This window comes from Oceanicaulis sp. UBA2681 (assembly GCF_002354675.1).
Lineage (GTDB): Bacteria > Pseudomonadota > Alphaproteobacteria > Caulobacterales > Maricaulaceae > Oceanicaulis > Oceanicaulis alexandrii.
The window spans coordinates 107863-129069 of the sequence record NZ_DEMB01000008.1 but is presented as its reverse complement, the minus strand read 5'-3'; the positions used below and the strand labels follow the sequence as shown (position 1 = coordinate 129069).

General features: G+C 62.8%; 21 protein-coding genes. 4 read left to right on the top strand and 17 right to left on the bottom strand.

Annotated features, from left to right (window positions below; genetic code table 11):
• Positions 1-76 precede the first annotated feature (76 nt).
• Positions 77-754 (top strand): transcriptional repressor LexA, encoded by a 678-nt coding sequence (gene lexA, locus B3M53_RS05790; RefSeq protein ID WP_028284434.1) that lies wholly within the window; start codon positions 77-79, stop codon positions 752-754.
• A gap of 65 nt (positions 755-819) precedes the next feature.
• Positions 820-1494: a 2-hydroxychromene-2-carboxylate isomerase gene (locus B3M53_RS05785; protein ID WP_286799828.1), complete on the top strand. Its 675-nt coding sequence runs from the start codon at positions 820-822 to the stop codon at positions 1492-1494.
• 1 nt (position 1495) lies between these two features.
• Here the strand turns inward: B3M53_RS05785 and B3M53_RS05780 are convergent, their stop codons facing one another.
• Positions 1496-3616, bottom strand: a complete 2121-nt coding sequence (locus tag B3M53_RS05780; protein ID WP_286799827.1) for a ComEC/Rec2 family competence protein — start codon at positions 3614-3616, stop codon at positions 1496-1498.
• A 109-nt stretch (positions 3617-3725) separates the two neighbouring features.
• Between B3M53_RS05780 and gltX the strand changes: the two genes are divergently transcribed.
• On the top strand, positions 3726-5117 hold the full coding sequence (gene gltX, locus B3M53_RS05775) for a glutamate--tRNA ligase (RefSeq protein WP_273147770.1): 1392 nt from the start codon (positions 3726-3728) through the stop codon (positions 5115-5117).
• Positions 5118-5173: 56 nt separating this feature from the next.
• Positions 5174-6478 (top strand): citrate synthase, encoded by a 1305-nt coding sequence (gene gltA, locus B3M53_RS05770; protein ID WP_022699553.1) that lies wholly within the window; start codon positions 5174-5176, stop codon positions 6476-6478.
• 70 nt (positions 6479-6548) lie between these two features.
• Here gltA and B3M53_RS05765 read toward each other — a convergent pair whose 3' ends face one another.
• From B3M53_RS05765 to tsf, 16 genes are all read right to left on the bottom strand, one after another.
• Positions 6549-6779 (bottom strand): helix-turn-helix transcriptional regulator, encoded by a 231-nt coding sequence (locus tag B3M53_RS05765; RefSeq protein ID WP_028284435.1) that lies wholly within the window; start codon positions 6777-6779, stop codon positions 6549-6551.
• Complete coding sequence (locus B3M53_RS05760; protein WP_022699554.1) at positions 6772-7329, bottom strand: hypothetical protein; 558 nt, start codon at positions 7327-7329, stop codon at positions 6772-6774. The genes B3M53_RS05765 and B3M53_RS05760 overlap by 8 nt, the downstream gene beginning before the upstream one ends.
• Positions 7330-7416: 87 nt before the next feature.
• Entirely contained in the window at positions 7417-8601 is a 1185-nt protein-coding gene (gene lpxB, locus B3M53_RS05755; RefSeq protein ID WP_286799825.1) for a lipid-A-disaccharide synthase, read from the bottom strand.
• The gene (locus tag B3M53_RS05750; RefSeq protein WP_022699556.1) at positions 8573-9457 is read right to left on the bottom strand and encodes an LpxI family protein; all 885 of its coding nucleotides are present in this window, start codon (positions 9455-9457) and stop codon (positions 8573-8575) included. Before B3M53_RS05750 ends, lpxB begins: the two co-directional genes overlap by 29 nt.
• A gap of 3 nt (positions 9458-9460) precedes the next feature.
• Positions 9461-10252 carry an acyl-ACP--UDP-N-acetylglucosamine O-acyltransferase gene (gene lpxA / locus B3M53_RS05745; RefSeq protein ID WP_022699557.1) on the bottom strand — a complete coding sequence of 264 codons (792 nt, stop codon included), beginning with the start codon at positions 10250-10252 and terminating at the stop codon, positions 9461-9463.
• A gap of 10 nt (positions 10253-10262) precedes the next feature.
• Positions 10263-10721: a 3-hydroxyacyl-ACP dehydratase FabZ gene (fabZ, locus tag B3M53_RS05740; RefSeq protein WP_022699558.1), complete on the bottom strand. Its 459-nt coding sequence runs from the start codon at positions 10719-10721 to the stop codon at positions 10263-10265.
• Positions 10718-11746 carry a UDP-3-O-(3-hydroxymyristoyl)glucosamine N-acyltransferase gene (lpxD, locus tag B3M53_RS05735; protein ID WP_286799823.1) on the bottom strand — a complete coding sequence of 343 codons (1029 nt, stop codon included), beginning with the start codon at positions 11744-11746 and terminating at the stop codon, positions 10718-10720. The genes fabZ and lpxD overlap by 4 nt, the downstream gene beginning before the upstream one ends.
• A 12-nt stretch (positions 11747-11758) precedes the next feature.
• A complete protein-coding gene (locus tag B3M53_RS05730) occupies positions 11759-12364 on the bottom strand; it encodes an OmpH family outer membrane protein (protein ID WP_022699560.1) in 606 nt (201 codons plus the stop codon).
• A gap of 4 nt (positions 12365-12368) precedes the next feature.
• A complete protein-coding gene (gene bamA, locus B3M53_RS05725; protein WP_022699561.1) occupies positions 12369-14774 on the bottom strand; it encodes an outer membrane protein assembly factor BamA in 2406 nt (801 codons plus the stop codon).
• A gap of 35 nt (positions 14775-14809) precedes the next feature.
• Positions 14810-16003, bottom strand: a complete 1194-nt coding sequence (locus B3M53_RS05720) for a M50 family metallopeptidase (RefSeq protein ID WP_273147792.1) — start codon at positions 16001-16003, stop codon at positions 14810-14812.
• A gap of 25 nt (positions 16004-16028) precedes the next feature.
• The gene (dxr, locus tag B3M53_RS05715) at positions 16029-17210 is read right to left on the bottom strand and encodes a 1-deoxy-D-xylulose-5-phosphate reductoisomerase (protein ID WP_286799822.1); all 1182 of its coding nucleotides are present in this window, start codon (positions 17208-17210) and stop codon (positions 16029-16031) included.
• Entirely contained in the window at positions 17207-18061 is an 855-nt protein-coding gene (locus B3M53_RS05710) for a phosphatidate cytidylyltransferase (RefSeq protein WP_286799821.1), read from the bottom strand. The genes dxr and B3M53_RS05710 overlap by 4 nt, the downstream gene beginning before the upstream one ends.
• Positions 18054-18773 (bottom strand): polyprenyl diphosphate synthase, encoded by a 720-nt coding sequence (gene uppS / locus B3M53_RS05705; protein ID WP_022699565.1) that lies wholly within the window; start codon positions 18771-18773, stop codon positions 18054-18056. The genes B3M53_RS05710 and uppS overlap by 8 nt, the downstream gene beginning before the upstream one ends.
• Positions 18774-18828: 55 nt before the next feature.
• Complete coding sequence (frr, locus tag B3M53_RS05700; RefSeq protein ID WP_022699566.1) at positions 18829-19386, bottom strand: ribosome recycling factor; 558 nt, start codon at positions 19384-19386, stop codon at positions 18829-18831.
• An 18-nt stretch (positions 19387-19404) separates the two neighbouring features.
• Complete coding sequence (gene pyrH, locus B3M53_RS05695) at positions 19405-20142, bottom strand: UMP kinase (RefSeq protein ID WP_028284439.1); 738 nt, start codon at positions 20140-20142, stop codon at positions 19405-19407.
• Between the two features lie 102 nt (positions 20143-20244).
• Positions 20245-21186 (bottom strand): translation elongation factor Ts, encoded by a 942-nt coding sequence (tsf, locus tag B3M53_RS05690; protein WP_273147680.1) that lies wholly within the window; start codon positions 21184-21186, stop codon positions 20245-20247.
• Positions 21187-21207: the final 21 nt, after the last annotated feature.

Sequence of the window (21207 nt, the reverse complement as noted above, 5' to 3'; positions counted from 1 at the left end):
CAGCTTCACTTGACGTTAAGACGGAACATGCATAGAACACTTTTAGTAAGTTTCTATTTTGTTCCAAGAGGCGACCATGCTGACCAAAAAGCAGCACGAGCTTTTGCTCTACATCAACAAGCGTCTGTCTGAAGACGGCGTGTCGCCTTCCTTTGACGAAATGAAAGAAGCGCTCAACCTCGCCTCCAAGTCCGGCGTGCATCGACTGGTCAGCGCTCTGGAAGAACGCGGATTCATCCGTCGGCTGGCCCACCGGGCGCGCGCTCTGGAAGTGCTGAAGCTGCCGCAAACCGGCGCTCCCGCGTCAGCGCCTGCCTCCAATGTGGTGAAAGCGCCCTTCGGCGCCCCCGCTCACGAAGAAAGCATTCAGGGCGTGGACGTGCCGGTTCTGGGCCGAATCGCGGCCGGCGTGCCGATTGAGGCGATCCAGCATGAAACCGACCGCTTGCCCGTTCCGGCGAACATGATTTCCGGCGGCGAGCATTTCGCGCTGGAAGTGCATGGCGATTCCATGATCGACGCCGGTATTCTCGACGGCGATCTGGTGGTGATCAAACGCGGCGACACCGCCAATAGCGGCGACATCGTTGTCGCCCTCGTCCATGACGAAGAAGCCACGCTGAAAAAGCTGCGCAAAAAGGGCGGCTCCATCGCTCTGGAAGCGGCGAACCCGGCCTATGAAACCCGCATTTTCGGCCCGAACGAGGTCAAGGTGCAGGGGCGTCTGGTCGGCTTGATCCGGCGCTATCACTAGGCGCGCTGATTTGCGCGGTTTAGTATTGCCGTTCGGGGCTTTGCCCGATCAGGACAGCACAGACCATGACAGATCAGACCGCGCTCAGCTTTGACCTTTATTGGTCGTTTCGAAGCCCCTACAGCTATATCGCAGCACAGCGCCTGCTGGCCCTGCGCGATCAATACGGCTTCACGGTCAATGTCCGTATTGTGCGCCCATTGGCGGTGCGCAGCCCTGAGTTCTTCGAAGAACGCGATTCGCGCTGGATCCATTATGTGCTCATTGATGTGGCGCGCGAGGCGGAACGCCTGGGCCTCCCCATCAGCGCGCCTTCGCCCGATCCGATCGCTCAGGATCTAGGCACACTGAAGATCGCCCCTGAGCAGCCGCGCATCACCTATCTCAACCGACTGGGCGTTCTGGCCACGCAAACCGGCGACGGGCTAGCGTATATCGCCGCCGCCAGCCGGCGCATCTGGGGCGGCGCAAGCGCAGGCTATGAAACACCCTGGACCGATGACGGCGCGCTGGATGAAGCCGCTCACAAGGCTGGACTGGACCCGGACTGGCTGAATGCGGAAGCGGACGCCCAATCCGACCAGATTGACGCCCAGATCCTCGAAAACGAAGCCAATCAGGATGCGGCGGGTCATTGGGGCGTGCCGCTGATGGTGTTTAACGGCGAACCTTTCTTTGGTCAGGACCGCATCGACGCCCTGCTCTGGCGCATGTCTCAATCCGGGCTCAAGCTTCAATAAGCTAGCTGCCCTGCGCGCCGCCCCATAAACGGCCCTGCCGGGCCTGCTCGGCGCCGCGCATGCGGACCACCCGGCCGTCATGCACCCAGAACTCCAGCCCGCCGAGTTCGGCGCGCGCCGGGTCATCTAACAGCAAGGCTGCACAACGGCGCTTACGCCAGGCGGAGACGACCCCGTCAAAGACGATCAGATCCGCCTGGTCGCAATCATCCTCCAGCGCCTCGGGATTATCCGTGACGGCGAGCAGCAAGCCTTCCGCGGTGCGCCCCGTGCATCCCAGAGAGTCGCAGGCCAGCGCCGCACGTTCCGGGCGATAGCTCGCTCCGGTGCGTTGCAGGAAGACGCGCGCATCAAACCGTCCCCGCCTGCGGTCACTGACGGTGAAGGCGTCTCCCGCCCCCTCAAATCGCGCCAGCACCACCCCGCCATCGGTGATCATCATCTGGGGCGGCGCCTGAACGATGAACAGCGCCAGGGCGGCGCAGACCAGCACCCCGCCGCCCAGCCGCATCCACCCCAGCCCGATCACCAGACACGCAAAACCCAAACCATAGAGCGCCAGCAGCGCGGGATCGGCGGCGTTAGCGCCCACCACGGCCCCTTCAAGCGTTGACGCCCAATACGCCACATCCAGAACCCGGCGCAGCCCTTGGTCCATGATCCAGAGAAACGGGCCTTCCAGCCCAATCACCGAAAACAGGAGCGCCGCGCCGCCCGCCGGCATCACCCAGAACGTAAAAAGCGGCATGGCCGCCAGATTGGCCAAAAGCCCATATGCGGCCATGCGCTGGAAATGAAACACAGCAAACGCACCGGTCGCGGACCCCGCGATCAGGGATGTGGCGCTCAACCCGGCTATCGCGTCCTTGATCTTGGCGAGGAGCGAGGTTGAGCCGCCGCCCTCGGGACGCCAGCGACGATAAACGTCAAAGCTGGCGATCAACGCCGCAACAGCGGCGAAGCTCATCTGAAACCCCGGTTCGATGACGCTTTCAGGCGTGATGAGGATGATGAAAATGGCGGCCAGCGCCAAAGACCGCATGGAAAAGGCCTGCCGGTCGCACAAGACGCCGACCAGCACCACGAACGCCATGATATAGGCGCGCTGGGTGGACACCGCAGCGCCTGACACCACCAGATAGAGGCTCGCCGCGACCAACGCGCCCAGGGCTGCGGGCTTTCGCGGATCATTCCCGCGCGCCCAAGGCTCCCATGCGGCGAAGATCAGGCGGATCAGCCAATAAGCGCCGCCGGCGAACAAGGCCATGTGCAGCCCGGAAATCGCCAGAATATGGCCCAGACCCGACAGGCGCAGGGCCTCTGCGTCCTCAAAGGACACTCGCGCCCGCTCCCCGGTCAGCAAGGCCGCCGCCACGGCGCCGGTGCGCGACCCGGCCCCCGCCTGCAATCGCTCAGACAAGCGCCAGCGAAACCGCGCCAGATCCAGAATTCGCGGTCTGGGCGCGGCGATCTCGGCGGGCTCCAGATCGGAGATCGCGTATCCCGTCAAACCGATCTGATCAAACCAGGCCGCTCGGCCCGGGTCATACCCACCTGCGGCCACGGGCGCTGACGGCCGCGACAGGCGGGCGCGCACTTGGATGGCGTCGCCGGGTTCAAAAGCGCCCAGCCCCGCCCGGACCCGCACGCGTACAGGCGGGGTCTCGGCGTGTTCCAGCTCATGGACCCGGATCAACAGGCGCGCACGCCCATCCAGTCGCTCCACGCGTTCGATCCAGCCCGTCACTTGCGCGCTGCGTTCGCTGACAAAGCGCTCCAGCGGCGGCGGCGCCAACGCATGGCTGCGATGCCCCGCGAGAACAAAGCCCAGACAGATGCAGCCAAGAAGAACCCAGACATACAGCGTGCTGACATCACGGCGCACGCTCCAGCCCAGCCCACAAAGCGCGGTGATAATTACGCCTGTCAGGACCGGAACTCCTCCCGGTTCAACCGGCCAGGAGAAGTAAGCCGCCGATCCCACCGCAAGCGCAACCGGCGCCCATAAGATCAGCCGGTACGGATCAGGTGCATTCACCGTCAACGGGGCGCCCAGCCCGGCGAGCATCGCCTGGCGCAGGGTGGGACTTTCCCCTGTGGGTGGAAACTTGTAAGACTTCACACCTTCATTTTGGCGTGAACATCAGGCTGAGGCTATGACGGATGCGGTTTGGCGTGCTAAAGAGCACGACCCTTCGCACTGCAGCATGAATTCGCAATTGCAAGATCATATGAAAATCATCACCCGGTTCGCGCCGTCCCCGACTGGCTACCTGCATATTGGCGGCGCTCGCACCGCGTTGTTCAACGCGCTGTTTGCGCGGGCGAATGGCGGCGAATTCAAGCTGCGCATTGAAGACACCGATCGCGCCCGCTCAACTGACGAGACGGTTCAGGCGATCGTGGACGGCCTGAGCTGGCTGGGCCTGGAGTGGGATGGCGAGACCGTCTCCCAATTCGCCCGCGCGGACCGCCACCGTGAAATTGTGGACGCGCTGATCGAAAAAGGCGCTGCATTCCGGTGCTATTGCACGGCGGAAGAAACAGAGGCCCTGCGCGAACAGGCCTTCGCTGAAGGCCGGGCGCTGCGTTCGCCCTGGCGCGACCGCGCCCTGTCCGAAGCGCCTGCAGACGCGCCTTTCGTGGTGCGCTTTCGCGCCTCGGACACCGACACGGTGATCGAGGATGCGGTTCAGGGACAGGTACGCTGGGGCGCCAAGGAATTTGACGATCTCGTGCTTCTGCGCGGTGACGGCAATCCCACCTATAATCTCGCCGTCGTGGTCGATGATCATGATATGGGCGTCACCCACATCATTCGCGGCGATGACCACCTGGTGAACGCTGGCCGACAGGCCCAGATCTATAATGCGTTGGGCTGGGACATTCCGGTCTTCGCCCACATCCCGCTGATCCACGGCCCGGACGGCAAGAAACTGTCCAAGCGCCATGGCGCGCTGGGCGTGGAAGCGTATCGCGACATGGGCTATTTGCCCGAGGGCCTGCGCAATTATCTGCTGCGGCTCGGCTGGTCCAAAGGGGACCAGGAATACTTCACCGACGCTGAAATGGTTGGAGCCTTTGACCTCAAAGGCCTCGGCAAAGCCCCGGCGCGGCTGGATTTCGACAAGATGTCCAGCGTCAACGCCTGGCATATGAAGCGCGCCGAAGATGCGCGTTTGACCGATCTGTTGTGGGATCGCCTTGAAGGCCGCAAAGATGTGCGGCTGGATGATCAGGCGAAAGTCTGGGTGTCTTCAGCGATGAAAGTGCTGAAAGAACGGGCGGCCACCCTCGCAGAACTGGAAGATCAGACCTATTTCCTCATCCGTCCGCGCCCGATCGAGTTGACGGGCAAAGCCGCAAAGGCGCTCAAGGATGACGCCAAGGCGCTTTTATCGCGCCTTGCAGAGGTTTTACGGGTTACGCCAGATTGGACCGAGGCGGCTTTGGGCGAGGTGCTTAACGCTTTCGCAGAGGCTGAAGACGTTGGATTTGGCAAGGTGGGCCAGCCGCTCCGAGCGGCTCTCACCGGTGGCGCGCCAGCGCCGGATATGAGTTTCGTACTGGCGGTTCTGGGACGCGATGAAGTTCTGGATCGGCTCAATGACGTGATGGACTAGGTCGCGCCCCTTCACAGGCCGCGTTCATCATGACCCATAGAAAAGGGGTTGGAGATATGGAAAACAAGATTCAACCGAAAGGTTCCGCACAGCTGTCGATTAATGGCGAGACTTATGACCTGCCTGTGTATGGCGGCTCCATCGGTCCGGACGTCATCGACATTCGTGCGCTTTATAAAAATGCGGGTGTTTTCACCTTTGACCCCGGTTTCACGTCCACCGCGTCATGCGAAAGCCAGATCACCTATATCGACGGCGATGAAGGCACGCTTTTGTATCGCGGCTATCCGATCGATCAGCTGGCCGACAACGCCAGCTTCATCGAAGTCGCCTACCTGCTGCAAAACGGTGAACTGCCGAACGCCAAGGAACTCGAAGAGTTCGATTGGACGATCCGTCGCCACACCATGCTGCACGACCAGTTTGACCAGTTCTTCCGCGGCTTCCGTCGTGACGCGCACCCGATGGCGATCATGGTCGGCACTGTGGGCGCGCTGTCCGCGTTCTATCACGACTCTACGGACGTCAATGATCCGAAGGCCCGCCTGATCGCGAGCCATCGCATGATCGCGAAAATGCCGACCATCGCGGCGCGGGCGTACAAGTATCACATCGGCCAGCCCTTTGTGACTCCGCAGAACGATCTCGATTACGCGTCCAACTTCCTGCAGATGTGCTTTGCGGTTCCGGCGGAGAAATACGAAGTCTCCCCGACCCTGGCGCGCGCCATGGACAAGATCTTCACCCTGCACGCCGATCACGAGCAGAACGCGTCGACTTCGACCGTGCGTCTCGCCGGCTCTTCGGGCGCCAACCCGTTCGCCTGCATCGCGGCCGGCATCGCCTCGCTGTGGGGCCCGGCGCATGGCGGCGCCAATGAAGCGGCGCTCAACATGCTGGCGGAAATCGGTTCGGTGGAGAACATCCCCGAATACGTCGCCAAGGCAAAAGACAAGAACGATCCGTTCCGCCTGATGGGCTTTGGCCACCGCGTGTACAAGAACTACGATCCGCGCGCCAAAGTGATGCGCGAAACCTGCCACGCCGTGCTCGACGAGCTGGGCGTGCGCAATGATCCGCTTCTGGCCGTCGCCATGGAGCTGGAGAAGATCGCGCTGGAAGATCCGTACTTCGTCGAGAAGAAGCTCTATCCGAACATCGACTTCTATTCGGGCATCACCCTGAAAGCCATGGGCTTCCCGACCGAGATGTTCACCGTGCTGTTCGCCCTGGCCCGCACTGTCGGCTGGATCGCGCAATGGTCGGAAATGATCGAGGATCCGAGCCAGAAAATCGGCCGTCCGCGCCAGGCCTTCACCGGCGCGACCGCCCGCGACTTCGTCGGCATCGACAAACGCTAATCGGCTTATAAGTAGATTACAAAAAAGACCGGCGAAGCAGTAGCTTCGCCGGTTTTCTTTTGTCAGCACACTAGCCTTTCAGCGAGCCGAATCCATCTCGTGAAAACAAGTCATCGAGCCCAACTCCCAGCGTCTCAGACAGCCTTAGCGCAACTTCGATGGTGGGATTGAACTGGCCCCGCTCGATGGCCCCGATCGTCTGGGGGTGGACCTGAACCCGGTTCGCCAGCTCCTGCCGGGACAAGCCGCGATCCACGCGATAGGTCTTCACCCGGTTCTGGAAGGCGACGGGATCAGCCATCTGCGTCCCCATCCTCATCGCCTGAAAAGTTGAAATCAGAGGCTTTCAACGTCCAGGCCAGCACCAGTTGAGGTCCGGACAGGGCTAGTGCGATCGCCGCCAAGCCTACACCGATTGAATATCCTGCTGGCAAGGGCGACGCGCCAACCGCCGCGACGATGACCAGAAGCGCGAGCGCCAGTTTCAGCCCTTGCCGAGTCGCCATGGCGACAAGCGCTTGCTGCCGCTCATCATAGGGCTCCCCCGGCACGGCGAAGGCTGGTCGACTAGCCAGATAAAGCTTTCTGTCCAGCCAGATCGCAGCCCCCGCGCCAATCAGCAGAACGGGCGCAAGCCCCGTCATGGACTCAATAATCGCCGTTTGCGCGATCAGGGCCTGAAGGACGCCGTCGATCACGACGGACAGCACGATTGCGAAGACCACAAACATCATCACGGTCAGGACCACCAATGGGCGCCGTTTGGACGTCTGCGCCCAGGCTTGCGCCTTTTGTGGATCGTCGCTGGAGTCAGCGATGTAAAAACCGTGGAGCGGGCCCTGAGCACGCATGATGACCTCCTGCTTAAGCTTCGAAAGATAGTATATATGCTACATTTCTAAGCGCAAGCATGTCCCTTGTATGGAATCAGTCACCGCTCAGATCAGGGACAACACCGCCGCGGCGGCGTTCGCGGACGGAGATCCGCCTTCACCGCGCATATGATCGGTCACCGCACGCAGCTTGGCTGATATGTCCGACCGGCGCTCAGGATCATCCAGCAAGGCGCCGACGCTGTGCGCCAGCACATCGCCCCGACACTGGGTCTGGACATGTTCTGGGATCAGCATTTCGTCTGCGGCGATATTGGCGAGCGAGATGTATTTGGATTTCATCAGGAAGAACCGCGCCGCCGCCCAGGCCAGCCAGCCCAGACGATAGGCCGCAACCGTAGGCACGCCCAAACGCGCCAGCTCCAGCGTCACCGTGCCTGAACAGGCCAGAGCCACATCCGCAGCATGGAACGCGTCCCGGCGCTCTTCGCCATCCACGATGATCAGATCTTCAAAGGCGGGCTCCGCCTTGATCATCTCCCGCGCCTGCGCCGCAATAGACGGAGCCAGCGGGGTGACCAGCTTGAGGTCCGGCCGCTCGGCCTTTAAACGGCGGGCGGCGTCGGCGAAGCGCGGGAATAGCCGGGTCAATTCCGAAGCCCGACTGCCGAACAAGACCAGCAAAAGCGGATCCTCGGGGCTGACGCCGTGACGGGCGCGAAAAGCCGGGCCGTCGCCGCTGAGGTCACGCTCAAGCGCCGGATTGCCCACAAAGCTCACATCCATGCCGTGTTCGGTGAAGTATGGCGCGTCAAACGGATGAATCGCCAGGAGGTGATCAAACGTGTCTGCTGCGACTTTGGCGCGCTCGCGCCGGGCCGCGAAGACCTGAGGCGCCACATATTTGATCAACGGCACGTCCGGCAAAGCTTCACGCAGTTTCCAGGCGGCGCGCAGCATGAACCCCCACGAATCAATCAGCACCACAGCATCCGCGCCAAACGCCTTGGCGGCGTCCGCGGTCTCCTGAGCGCGCTGATGGACGAGGTTGATGATTTTCAGCCCGTCAAACAGTCCAAAAACCGACAGCTCGGAAATGTCAAAGGGAGAGACGGCGCCGCGCTTCGCCATCTCTGGCCCGCCAACGCCGGCGATCTCGACATCCGGGCGTAGTACGCGCAGGGCGTCGATCAGATCGCCCGCCAGCGCATCGCCAGACGGTTCCGCCGCCACCAGGAAAATCCTGGGCGCACGCGCCAGATCAGTGTTTGCGGTCAGAGTTTCGGTCATCGGCGACACCCGCCAGCTCGTCCATAGATACGGCCCAGACTGCGAGCCCCGCCGCATCGGCGGCGCGCGCAACAGCCTCCCGGCCTAAAACCATAGCCCCGCCCGCAGGGATGACGATACCGGCGAGACCCGCGCGCGCGGCGCCCTCAACCGTAGAGACGCCGATCACCGGCAAATCAATACGCCGTTCCTGATCGGGCTTGGGACGTTTGGCGAGCACGCCCTTGCGGGTCATGGCGGAGCCTCTCAGCTCGGGCGGCAAGCCGGCGACGCGCGCCAGCATCTGATCGGTGCCTTCCTGCGCTTCCACGGCCAGCACAAGCCCGTCGCACACCACAGCGCCCTGCCCGATATCCTCCGCGCCCGTCACCCCAGCGATATGAAGCGCCTTGGCGGCGTCCGCCCGCACGCCTGGGCTCGGCTCGACCGTGCCGATCAGACCAGGATCGACCAGAAGCTCGTCCGCAATGTCATTGGCCCCGATGACTGTGAAACCCTCTTTCTCGAAGAACCCGACAATGGCGCGCAACAGCGCGTCATCGCCCCGGGTCGCGGCCGCCAGCGCCTGGGGCAGAAAGGTCATGCCCTTCAGGTCAGGTTTGAGCGCCGAGAAATCTGGCCGTGTCACGATGCCGGCGAAGCAGACTGCGTCGCAATCGGCCAGACGCAGATCCTTCACCACCTGCCCCAGCTGGGCGATGCCGCGAATGATCGGGCTCTCATAACGAGTCGGATCGGCAAATCCTTTGAGCGCGATGACGCACGCCAGCCGGTCTCCGCCCTGAGCGGCTTCGGCCACATAGACAGGAAGGTCGCCGCCCCCCGCAATCAGCCCCAGACGCTCAAACTCCGCCAAGACCTAGCGCCCCTCTGGCGAACAAAGCGGGCGTTTGGCCGGAGTGCGGATGAACTCAACGATATCCATCACTTCAGGCCGGTTCTCAAACAGACGCGCCGCGTCCTCGATGCGTTCATTGAACGCGCCTTCATTGGCGAAGACCAGACGGTATGCCGCGCGCAGATCATGGATCGCATCGCGCGCAAAGCCGCGACGTTTGAGCCCGACCAGGTTGAGACCCGCCAGCGCACCGAGATTATCCACCATGCCATAGGGAATAACGTCGCCCGTCACCGGGGCGCCGCCGCCGATAAAGGCGTACTTGCCGATCCGGCATTGCTGGTGCAACGCCGACAGCCCGCCCATGATCACGTAATCGGCCACCGTGGAATCACCGCCCAGCGTCGCATTGTTGGCGAACACCACATGGTTTCCGACGGTGCAGTCATGGGCCACATGCGCCCCGACCATGAAGAAGTTATCAGAGCCGACCTGGGTCACGCCCTTCGCGGTTTCGGTGCCCATATGCATGGTCACCTGCTCGCGCAGAATGTTGCGATCCCCGACGATCAGCCGCACATCGCCGCCCTTGAACTTGAAGTCCTGGGGCGGTTCGCCAAGCGAAACGAACGGGTGCAGCAAGCAGTCCGCGCCCAGATCCGTCTGACCACTCAGCGTCACATGAGAGATCAGGCGCGTGCGGTCGCCGATCTTCACATTCGGACCGACAGTGCAGAACGGGCCGATCTCGACGCCGTCGCCAAGCTGGGCGCTGTCGTCTACAAGGGCGGTAGGATGGATGGTGTGAGTCATGCTCGCTCCGTCAGGCTTCGCGCGGCGCAGACGTCGCCGAGAAGGTCGCATCCGCGCATCGGACGCCGTTCACGCGCGCTTCGCCCTTGAATTTGAAAACGCCGCGGCGGTTCGCAGTGACCTCAACGGGCATCTCCAGCACATCACCGGGACGGACAGGACGCCGGAATTTGGCTTGCTCGACACCCATGAAATAAATCAGCGTGTTGGAAATGTCCGCATTGAGCGTTTTTGACATCAGGATTGCGCCCGTCTGGGCCAGCGCCTCGATGATCAGCACGCCGGGCATGACCGGGTTTTCGGGGAAATGCCCCTGAAAGTGCGGTTCGGCGGCCGAGACGCACTTGAATCCGACAATGGACTCTCCCGCCACATAGGCTTCCGCCCGGTCCACCATCAAGAACGGATAGCGATGGGGCAGACGGCGCAGGATTTCATCAGGCCCGATGGCCGTGGACTCATCGCTCATGTCTCATCCTTCTTGCGATCAGGTTTGGACTTGCGTCCAACCGCACGCCGCAACCAAGCCGTCTCCCGCATGAAGCTCTGGATGGGCTGCGCGGGCGACCCCGCCCAGGTTTCCCCCGGCGGCACGTCCTTCATCACGGCGGCGTCCGCCGCAAGCCGAGCCCCGGCGCCGATTTTCAAATGGTCTGCAACGCCCACACGGCCGCCAAATTGCGCGCCAGCGCCAATGATGGTGCTGCCTGAGATGCCGGCAAACGCCGCCATCACCGCATACTCGCCCACATCCACGTTATGGCCGATATGGCAGAGATTATCGATCCGCGCGCCCTTGCCGATCCGGGTGTCCTTGAGCATGCCGCGATCCACGGTCGCGTTGGCGCCGAGCGTCGCCTCGTCTTCGATAACCACGCGCCCCAGATGCGGCAGGGTGAACACCTCACCCTTTTCATAGGCCAGGCCGAAGCCGGCCTCCCCGACAACCGCGCCTGCGGAAATTTCACATTTCGCGCCAATCAGCGCGCATTGCACATTCGCGCGAACGCCGATCCGTGTGTGCGCGCCGATGACGACGCCAGGCCCGATAATCGCTCCGGCCTCAATGCGCGCGCCTTCGCCAATGACAGCATCCGGGCCGACGATGACGCCGGGCGCCAGACGCGCTGTTTCGGCAATCTGTGCAGTGGAGTGAATGAAGTCCGCGCCGTCATGAAATCGCGTAGTCAGGAGCCGGGCCGCCGCCTGCGCAAAACCTGCGCGTGGAACCCGGTGCACGAGAACAGCCTCGCAATGGGGCAAGGCGTCCGCCCAGCTGGCGTCCGGGACAATCGCGACGCCGGCAGCGGGCGGCGTTTCCGGCGGCGCTTTGCCGGCCAGAAACATCAACTCGCCCGGCTGCGCCGCGTCAGGTGTTGAGACGTCAAAAACAGCGACATCGCCGTCGCCGATCAGGTCAGACCCGATAAGCGCGGCGATGTCAGAAGCCTTGAGCGGGCCGAGCCGCTCAAAAAATCGCGGGTCGGCCCCCATATCAGACCAACCTTATTGCTGCTGTTGAGCAGGCTGGGTGGGAACGCGCACGCGGTTGACCGGCGTGGTCGAGATCCGCTGGTTCAGGCGCTCGATCGCAGACTGGCTGATGTCGACGGAATCTGCGGCATAGACCACCACAGAGCGGTCGATGAGCACGTCCGCATTGCGTTCATTGACGATCTCTTGCAGCACTTCCTGCAGGATCGGCAGAACAGGACGCATGGCCTGTTGCTCGGTCGCTTGCAGTTCCTGAGCGCGAATGCGGCGGGTCTGCTCGAAGGTCGCCGCGTCACGCTGCAGGCTTTCATAGCGCGCAGCCAGGTCGGGACGCTGGCGGATCGCGTCTTCGGACAAAGCCGAGAGCTCAGCGTTCAGCGCTTCGCTTTCAGACTGGATCGCAGCCTGTTGCGGCTGAAGTTCGGCCTGGATCTCCTGACCGATGGCTTCAAGTCGCGTGGTGATGTGCTGGCCGACAGCGCTCTCTCGCAAGATGCGCTGTTCGTTCATGACCAGCACGCCTTGAGCAAAGCTCGCAGCGCTGAAGCCGATGCTCAAAGCCAGGGCTGCGGCGAGCATGCGCAGCGGGCGCATAGTGGCGAAAATCTGACGTTTCATGAGTTTAGAACCCCGTTCGTGTGCTGAAGCGGAAGAACGCCCCTTGGTCGTAATCTTCCTTGATAAAGGCGTGCGCCAGGTCAAACCGCACCGGGCCGAATGGAGAATCCCAGAAGATGCTCATACCGGCCGATGCGCGCAGCGCCAGGTCGTCAACGGTGAAGATGGCCGCGTCCGTGCCATCATCGGCGATCTGGTCGTCATCGGGAAGGACGCCGACCGTGCCGAATTCAGTAAACAGGCTGCCGCGGATGCCATATTGCTCCGGCAGACCCAGCGGGAAGCCCATTTCCAGAGCGCCGATGGCGTAAAAATTACCGCCCAGAGCGTCGCCGGAGACAAACTCATCGCCGTCTTCCAGCGCTTCATCGCGTCGCTGCACGACCCGAGGGCCGATGCCGGCGGTTTCAAAGCCGCGGAACGAGTTCCCGCCTTTGAAGAAGCGGTCATTGATTCGCGCCGTGTCGCCGCCCCAGGAGAACAGATAGCCGGCAGAACCGGTGGCGCTGAACACCAGGCGATCGCGCCAGACGCTGCGATAGATGCCGCCCTGCAGCTCGGAGCGGACATACCGCACATCCCCGCCGAGACCGGCGAAATCCTGGTTAAAGCTCAGCTGGAAGCCCCGGGTCGGTTCCCGATAATCGTCCGTCCGGTTCCAGCGCAGCGAATAGCCCATCAGCGAAGTGACGCGTGAGCCGGCGGCGCGCTGAATGGATTCCGAGACGCCCGAATAGGTCGTCACGTCATCGGTGCGCATCGTATAGCTGACGCCTGCCTGCACAGCCCGCGTCAGCGGGAAACCGGCGCGCAGGGTGAAGCCCGTTGATTCCGTCTCAAACGAGGCTTCGCTCGAGAAATCAGAGCGCACGCGGAACAGGTCAAAACCTGCGGCCAGATTGCGATCCAGGAAGCGCGGCTCGGTAAAGCGGATATCGATCTGCTGCTGGCGCGAGCTGGTGGAGACCCGCAGACGCAGGAACTGGCCACGGCCGCGCAAATTGCGCTCGGAGATCGAGAAATCGACCAGGAAGGAGTCCGTCGATGAGAAGCCGGCGCCGAAGGCCAGTTCACCGGTCGGCTGTTCCGCCACGCGCACCTGAACCTGGGCGCGATCAGGCGCGCTGCCCTGGATCGGCTCGACCTGGACGTCTTCAAAGAAGCCCAGCTGCCCCACACGCGAGCGCGACACGTTCACAAGGGCCTGATTGAAGGCGTCGCCCTCCACCAGATCCAGCTCGCGGCGAATGACGCGGTCCAAGGTGCGCGTGTTGCCGATGATGTCGATGCGCTCGATGTAAACGCGCGGGCTTTCCTCGATCACGTAGGTGATGTCGACCGTCTGGTCTTCCCGGTTCAGCGCCACGCGCGGGCTGACATCCACAAAGGCGTAGCCAGCGGCGCCCGCGGCGAAGGTGAGCGAATCCGTGGCGTCCTCGATCAGGCTGCCCACGTAAAGGCGGCCCGGCTGGGTCGGCAGAACCGCTTCGAGATACTCGATGTTCAGGTCAGAGATTTCAGTTTCGACGCTGATATCGCCGAACTCATAGCGCTCGCCCTCGTCCATGGTGAAGGTGACGTAGAATTCAGACTGATCAGGCGCCAGCTCGGCGGAAACCGACGTGACGCGGAAATCTGCAAAGCCGCGGTCATTGTAGAAGGTGCGCAGCTGCTCACGGTCATATTCGATCCGGTCCGGATCGTAATTGTCGTTCGAGCTGAAGAATTTCCACCATCGCGCCTCGGTGGTGACGATTTCGCCGCGCAGTCGGCGGTCAGAGTACGCTTCATTGCCCACAAACGAGATGCGCTCGACGCCCGTCACCGGGCCTTCAGAGATTTCAAAGACCAGGTCAACCCGGTTTTGCGGCAGCTCGACGATTTGCGGGGTCACTTGAGCCGCGAACCGGCCCGAACGGCGATACACTTCGAGAATGCGCTGCACATCGGACTGCACCCGGGAGCGGGTGAAGATGGCGCGCGCCTGTAGCTCGATCTCGTCGGTGATCTTCTCGTCGTTAATGGCGCGATTACCCTCGAGAATCACACGGTTGACGATGGGATTTTCTTCCACAAACAGAACCAGGGACGCGCCGTCGACCGCCACCCGGACGTCCGAGAACAGATTGGTGCTGTAAAGGGTCTGGATCGACAGGTTGATCAGACGCGAATTGGGCAGGTCGCCCGGCTGGATCAGCAGATAGGACAGAATCGTATCCGCTTCGACGCGCTGATTGCCTTCCACAAGGATTTGCAGGATGGGCTGCTGGGCTCGCTGCGGCGCACTTTCCACCTGCGCCGTCTCCGGCGTGGAGGCTGCGGGGTTAACGCCCGCATCCTGCGCATGGCCGACGCCTGCGGTGATCACGCTCAGGAGCGCAGCCGCCAATCCTTTGAAAATCACATTCATGAAAGGCCCTCGTCCCTCGCCCGCGACGTCCCCTGTCACAGGAACTGTCCGCGCAAATAGCTCAAATCATTCCAAGTGGCCACCAAGAACATGGCCAAAATCAAGCCAAGACCCAGCCGAAACCCCATTTCCTGAACGGAGGGGCTTGGCGGGCGCTTCGCTATCGCTTCATAGGCGTAGTACACAAGGTGCCCGCCGTCGAGAACCGGAATGGGCAGAAGATTCATTAACCCCAGTCCGACGCTCAGCAGGGCGGACAGCGCCAACATCACCACAAACAGCCGTTCGAGGCGCGTTAGAAGGCCGACTGGCTGGGCCGCGCCGCCATCGCTGACCGCCAGATTGGCGAGTTGCCCCGCCGTGGTGGCGATCCCGACCGGGCCGTTGATATGTTCTGTGGATGCGCGCCCCGTGACCAGTCGCGACAGATAACTGATGATCGTGCCGGTCGTCTCGACCGTTCGCGTCACGCCGTAAATCGGCGCTTCCCAGAGCGCGGGTCGGACCACCTGGATCTGCGCATCCTGAGAGACGCCCACCCCCATGAATCCGACAGCGCGCTCGCCGCCCAGGCCGTCAGGCCGCAAGGTGCGATCGGGCGTGACGGTGAGCTCAACAGGCGATCCGTCACGCTCGACCGTGAAACGGATGGGCTGATTGGCGCGGGTGGCGACATATTCGCGGATCGAGTTGAAATTGCTGATCTGTGATCCGTTGATCTCTGTCACAAGATCGCCGGGCATGAACCCGCCTTGCGCCGCCGCAGAGCCCTCTTCCACCACGCCGATGCGCGGTTCGATCACCCGCTCGCCATTCATCACGCCGAGGATCGAGAATAACACCATCGCCAAAAGGAAGTTGGCCAGCGGCCCCGCCGCCACAATGAAGGCGCGTTGCCAGACCGGTTTGAAATGCAGCACGCTATCGGGATCGGGATGTTCAGCGCGCAGTCTGTCGAGCGTTTCGTAATCCGGCGCGCTGGCGGCGTTGGCGTCGCCGCGGAACTGCACAAACCCGCCCAGGGGCAGTGCGCTGACTTTCCAGACCGTTCCAAGCTTGTCGGTGCGCGAGACCAGCGTCGGGCCAAACCCCATTGAGAACGCATCCGCATGTACGCCGCAGAGCCGCCCGGCCCAGTAATGGCCCAGCTCGTGAATGATCACGACGAACCCCATCACCATGACAAAGGCGAGAATGGACAGGGTTCCGGACCCAAGCCAGTCGAGCATGTAGTCTCCTTACGCAGCGGCCGCTTTAACGGGTTCGCTGCTTAACCGCGTCCATCGCCAACCGGCGGCCTTGCCGGTCCACGTCCAACACAGCCTCAAAGTCAGATGGCTGCACGGATGCGACGCCGTCTGCTTCCCCTCGCTCCAGAGAGTCAGAGACACATGCCGCGATGTCAAGAAAGCCTATCTGACCATTCAGAAAGGCGGCGACCGCCACTTCATTGGCCGCATTGAAAATCGCTGGCGCGCCCCGCCCCGCATCAAAGGCGGCTCGCGCCAGGTCAAGCGCAGGAAACCGCACCGGATCAGGGGCTTCGAAAGTGAGCTGGCTGAGCTTGGCGAGATCAAGCCGTTCCACAGGCGTCTCGAGCCGGTCCGGCCAGGCCAAGGCGTGGGCGATGGGCGTGCGCATGTCCGGCATGCCAAGCTGAGCGAGCATGCCGCCATCTGCGTACTCCACCAGGCCATGAACAATGGATTCAGGGTGCACCAGAACATCCACATCGGTCTGAGGCAGACCGAACAGATGGCACGCCTCGATGATCTCGAGACCCTTGTTCATCATGGTGGCGCTATCCACCGAGATTTTCGCGCCCATGGTCCAGGTCGGATGCGCCACCGCCTGCGCCGGGCTCGCTTGCCCCATCTGCTCGAGCGTCCAGTGCCGGAACGGGCCGCCCGATGCTGTGAGGATGATCTGGCGAATGCCAGCGCGCTGCTTTTCGTCAAAGGCCTGGAAGATGGCGTTATGTTCTGAGTCCACGGGCAACAGGCGGGCCCCCGCCTCCCGCGCAGCGGTCATGAACAGATCCCCGGCGCAAACCAGCGCTTCCTTGTTGGCGAAAGCCACTGCTGCGCCGCGACGCACGGCCTCCAGCGTCGGCGGCAGTCCGGCTGCGCCGACGATCGCCGCCATCACCCAGTCCGCAGACATGCGCGCGGCTTCACAGACAGCGTCAGGACCGGCGGCGCTGCGAATGGACGTCCCTTGCAGCGCAGCTTCAAGCGCAGGCCCGGCTTCCGGATCGGCGACGGCGCAGAACTGCGCCTTCGTCCGGATCGCAAGCTCGGCCAGGTCAGCCGACTGGCTGTTCGCCGTCAGCGCCACGACATCAAACGCGCCCTGGGGCGCCCGTTCAATCAGATCCAGCGTCGCGCGCCCGACAGAGCCGGTCGCGCCCAGAATTGTAACGGTCCGTGCGCTCATGCGCCCCCTCCAGGCCATCCGCCCGGCCCGACCCAGGACCATATCCCGGCGAAAAGGGCCGCCATCATCAGCGCATCCACCCGGTCCAGCACGCCGCCATGCCCGGGGATCACCGTGCCGGCATCCTTGACCCCGAAGCGGCGCTTGGCCAGCGACATCAACAGATCACCCGCCACCGCCGACAGCGCCGTGGGCGCAGCCAGCATCGCACCATGCCTTGGGTCCCAGCCCGCCCACCAGGCCGCGAACGCGCCGGCGATCACACCAAAGGCGAGTCCCGCAACCAGCCCCGCCCAGGTCTTGTTGGGGCTCGCGGCGGGCAACAGCTTCCAACCGCCCAGCCAGGACCCCGCCAGATAGGCGAACGTGTCCGCCGCCCAGACGACGCTGATCAGAAAGACGACGCCGGCCAGTCCAGCACTCTCCTCATGACGCAAAGCGCCCAGAACGCTCGCGGCCAGCGCCACATACGCAACGCCGAACAAGGCCTCATAACCCCGGCTGCGAGGTCTCCGGTCTGCGTAGGCTGCGAGAGCGCCGCCCAGGATCCAGGCCGCAGCCCCCAAAAGCTCAAGCTGGCTGGCGAGCATCACCCCGCCCACAGCGGTGCCTGTGGCGATCGCGAAGGCGCGCGGCGGAGCCATCGGATCGGACATGCGCACCCATTCCCACGCCATGGCGGCGGAGAAAGCGGCGATGAATATGGAAAACGCCGACCCGCCCCAGATCACCAATCCGATTGAGACAGGCGCAAGCACCAGCGCGGACAGCACCCGTCTGGAGAACATGGGATCGCCGCGCATAGGCTTGCGGGGCGCGGTGGTGCTTTCAGGGTCATCAGGGTCAGCCATGGCGCACGCCGCCATAGCGACGGTCCCGACTGGCGTATTCAGACAAGGCGGCCTCAAAGGCTGACTTGTCAAAGTCCGGCCAGAGCGTGTCCATAAAGACGAATTCGGCGTAAGCGGCTTGCCAGAGAAGAAAGTTGGAGATGCGGCGTTCACCGCTGGTGCGGATCACCAGATCTGGGTCGGGCAGGTCAGCCGTGTCCAGATAACGGGCGAACTCGGCTTCGTTCAGTGCGGACAAATCGCCGTCATGGGCCTTGGCTGCACGCTGCGCAGCGCGGACGATCTCGTCACGGCCGCCATAATTGAAGGCGATGTTGAGAAAGAAGGCGTCATTGTCCGCGGTTCGCGTTTCCACAGACTCTATCAGGCGCAGCAACTCATCACTCAGCCCTTCCCGGCGGCCCAGGATGCGCACGCGAACGCCTTCGGCATGCAGCCGGTCGAGATCGGCCGCCACGAACCTTCGCAACAGCTCGAACAGCGCCTCGACCTCGGCGACGGGACGGTTCCAGTTCTCGGTGGAAAAGCTGAACAGGGTGAGATAGCGCACCCCAAGCTGACCGGCGGCGCGCACGGCCTCGCGCACCGCCTCAACCCCTTTGCGATGACCAAAGGCGCGCGGGCGCCCCCGAGACGCCGCCCAGCGACCATTGCCATCCATAATGATGGCGACGTGCTGCGGCGTCTGGCCGGACGGTTCGGTCTCGCTCATGGAAACGGCCCTCCCGCCGTTACAGGGCGCCGCCCTAGGGCGGGCGCCCGTCCCATCAGACCTGAGTGATCTCGTCCTGCTTGGTCTTCAGCAGGGTGTCGATGGACGCCACTTTGGCGTCGGTCAGTTTCTGGATCTGGTCAGCCAGCTTCTTGTGCTGGTCTTCGCTGATCTCGTTGTCTTTTTCGTCGCGCTTGAGCTGATCCATGCCGTCGCGTCGCACATTGCGCACGGCGACCCGGGCGTTTTCCGCGTAGGAGCCGGCGGTCTTGGCCAGCTCGACGCGGCGCTCTTCATTGAGCGGCGGAATCGGAATGCGCAGGGTTTCGCCTTCGGAGACCGGGTTCAGGCCCAGCGAGGAGTTGCGAATCGCCTTTTCCACAGCGCCGGCCAGAGTTTTGTCCCAGACCGAAATCGTAATCATCCGCGGCTCAGGCACGGAGACATTGCCGACCTGGTTGATCGGGGTCAGCGCGCCATAGGCTTCAACCTTGATCGGGTCGAGCAAGCTGGCGTGAGCGCGACCGGTGCGCAGGCCGGCGAATTCTTTCTTGAGCGCGTCAATCGCGCCATCCATGCGGCGCTCGATGTCTTTGATGTCGAAACCGGACATGTCCGTGTCTCCCCTTTTTTATGCGGCTGAGCTGGATGAGCCGCCCACGACCGTACACGTGCCCTCGCCATCCAGAACCCGGGCGAGACCGCCCTGCTCTCGAATGTTGAACACCACGATCGGAATCTGGTTGTCGCGCATCAGCGTCACCGCCGAGGCGTCCATAACTTTGAGATCGCGCGCCAGAACGTCGATATAGTCAAGGGACTCAAACCGTTTGGCCTGCGGATTTTTACGCGGATCGTCATCATAAACGCCGTCCACGCTGGTGCCTTTGAACAAGGCGTCACACCCCATTTCGGCGGCGCGCAGGGCGGCGGCCGTGTCGGTGGTGAAAAACGGATTGCCCGTGCCTGCGGCGAAAATCACGACGCGTCCGCGCTCCATATGGCGCACAGCGCGGCGGCGAATATAAGGCTCGCACACGGTGGTCATGGGAATGGCGGACTGGACGCGGGTCTGGACGCCGACACGCTCGAGCGCGGTCTGCATGGCCAGCGCGTTCATCACCGTCGCCAGCATGCCCATATAGTCGGCGGCGGCGCGCTCCATGCCCTTGGCGGCGGCGGTCAGACCGCGGAAGATGTTTCCGCCGCCAATCACAAGGCACAGCTCGTAGCCAGCCTCGACCGCTTCGCCGACTTCGCGGGCGATGCGATCTGCAGTTGTCATGTCGATGCCGTAGGGCTGATCGCCCATCAGGGCTTCACCGGAAACCTTCAAAAGAACCCGTTTATAGGGGCCCTTAGGCGTAATGAGCGGTCGGTCCTCGGTGTCGGTCACGGCAAACTCCGCATGATTGCTGTCTTCAGATGGAGTCCGGCCCGGACGTGACTTCACACGCCCGGGCCGAAAACTTTAGCCTTTAGCGACGGCTGCGACTTCAGCGGCGAAGTCTTCTTCTTTTTTCTCGACGCCTTCGCCCAGAACCATGCGGACGAAACCGGTCAGTTCGATCGGTGCGCCTGCATCGCCTTCAGCCGCCTTGATGGCTTCGGCGACGGTCTTGTCGGTGTCGAACACGAAGACCTGCTTCAGCAGCACGACTTCTTCGTAGAACTTGCGCAGACGGCCTTCGACCATTTTCTCAACGATCTGTTCCGGCTTGCCGGATTCGCGGGCCTGGCCAGCGAACACCTGGCGTTCTTTTTCGACCACGTCCTGATCCAGCTCGCCCTCATGGACGGCCAGAGCCGGTGCGGGAGAGCCTGCAGCGACATGCATGGCGACCTTGCGGCCCAGCTCAGCGAGAACCGCCTTGTCGCCTTCGGACTTCAGCGCGACCAGCACGCCGATCTTGCCCATGCCGTCGCCAGCCGCGTTGTGCACGTAAGCTGCGACGACGCCCGGATCCACAGACAGGGTGGCGGCGCGGCGAACCGACATGTTCTCACCAATCTGAGCGATCAGATCGGTCATGGTGTCGGCAACGGACTTGCCAGAAGACATCTGAGCCGCGTTCAACGCGTCCACAGAGTCAGCGTTGATCGCCAGAGCGGCGATCTCGCCAACAGCTTTCTGGAAGATTTCGTTGCGTGCAACGAAATCGGTCTCTGCGTTTACTTCAACAGCGGACGCAGCCATGCCGGCGCCTTTGTCTTCGGACTTGACGGCCACCAGGCCTTCAGCTGCGACGCGGTCTGCTTTTTTCGCGGCTTTGGACAGGCCTTTCTTGCGAAGCCAGTCAACGGCGGCTTCCATGTCGCCGTCAACTTCCACAAGCGCCTTCTTGGCGTCCATCATGCCGGCGCCGGTTTTGTCGCGAAGCTCTTTGACGAGAGCGGCGGTGATTTGAGCCATGGGGAGGTCTCCTTGGATCGC

Bases quoted from the DNA above. Each gene is read 5' to 3' on its own strand.
- B3M53_RS05710 (WP_286799821.1), bottom strand. From the start codon at position 18,061: ATGGCTGACCCTGATGACCCTGAAAGCACCACCGCGCCCCGCAAGCCT.
- lexA (WP_028284434.1), top strand. From the start codon at position 77: ATGCTGACCAAAAAGCAGCACGAGCTTTTGCTCTACATCAACAAGCGT.
- lpxA (WP_022699557.1), bottom strand. From the start codon at position 10,252: ATGACTCACACCATCCATCCTACCGCCCTTGTAGACGACAGCGCCCAG.
- frr (WP_022699566.1), bottom strand. From the start codon at position 19,386: ATGTCCGGTTTCGACATCAAAGACATCGAGCGCCGCATGGATGGCGCG.
- gltA (WP_022699553.1), top strand. From the start codon at position 5,174: ATGGAAAACAAGATTCAACCGAAAGGTTCCGCACAGCTGTCGATTAAT.
- gltX (WP_273147770.1), top strand. From the start codon at position 3,726: ATGAAAATCATCACCCGGTTCGCGCCGTCCCCGACTGGCTACCTGCAT.
- lpxD (WP_286799823.1), bottom strand. From the start codon at position 11,746: ATGGGGGCCGACCCGCGATTTTTTGAGCGGCTCGGCCCGCTCAAGGCT.
- B3M53_RS05720 (WP_273147792.1), bottom strand. From the start codon at position 16,003: ATGCTCGACTGGCTTGGGTCCGGAACCCTGTCCATTCTCGCCTTTGTC.
- bamA (WP_022699561.1), bottom strand. From the start codon at position 14,774: ATGAATGTGATTTTCAAAGGATTGGCGGCTGCGCTCCTGAGCGTGATC.
- B3M53_RS05785 (WP_286799828.1), top strand. From the start codon at position 820: ATGACAGATCAGACCGCGCTCAGCTTTGACCTTTATTGGTCGTTTCGA.
- dxr (WP_286799822.1), bottom strand. From the start codon at position 17,210: ATGAGCGCACGGACCGTTACAATTCTGGGCGCGACCGGCTCTGTCGGG.
- tsf (WP_273147680.1), bottom strand. From the start codon at position 21,186: ATGGCTCAAATCACCGCCGCTCTCGTCAAAGAGCTTCGCGACAAAACC.
- B3M53_RS05730 (WP_022699560.1), bottom strand. From the start codon at position 12,364: ATGAAACGTCAGATTTTCGCCACTATGCGCCCGCTGCGCATGCTCGCC.
- uppS (WP_022699565.1), bottom strand. From the start codon at position 18,773: ATGAGCGAGACCGAACCGTCCGGCCAGACGCCGCAGCACGTCGCCATC.
- B3M53_RS05765 (WP_028284435.1), bottom strand. From the start codon at position 6,779: ATGGCTGATCCCGTCGCCTTCCAGAACCGGGTGAAGACCTATCGCGTG.
- fabZ (WP_022699558.1), bottom strand. From the start codon at position 10,721: ATGAGCGATGAGTCCACGGCCATCGGGCCTGATGAAATCCTGCGCCGT.
- lpxB (WP_286799825.1), bottom strand. From the start codon at position 8,601: ATGACCGAAACTCTGACCGCAAACACTGATCTGGCGCGTGCGCCCAGG.
- B3M53_RS05760 (WP_022699554.1), bottom strand. From the start codon at position 7,329: ATGCGTGCTCAGGGCCCGCTCCACGGTTTTTACATCGCTGACTCCAGC.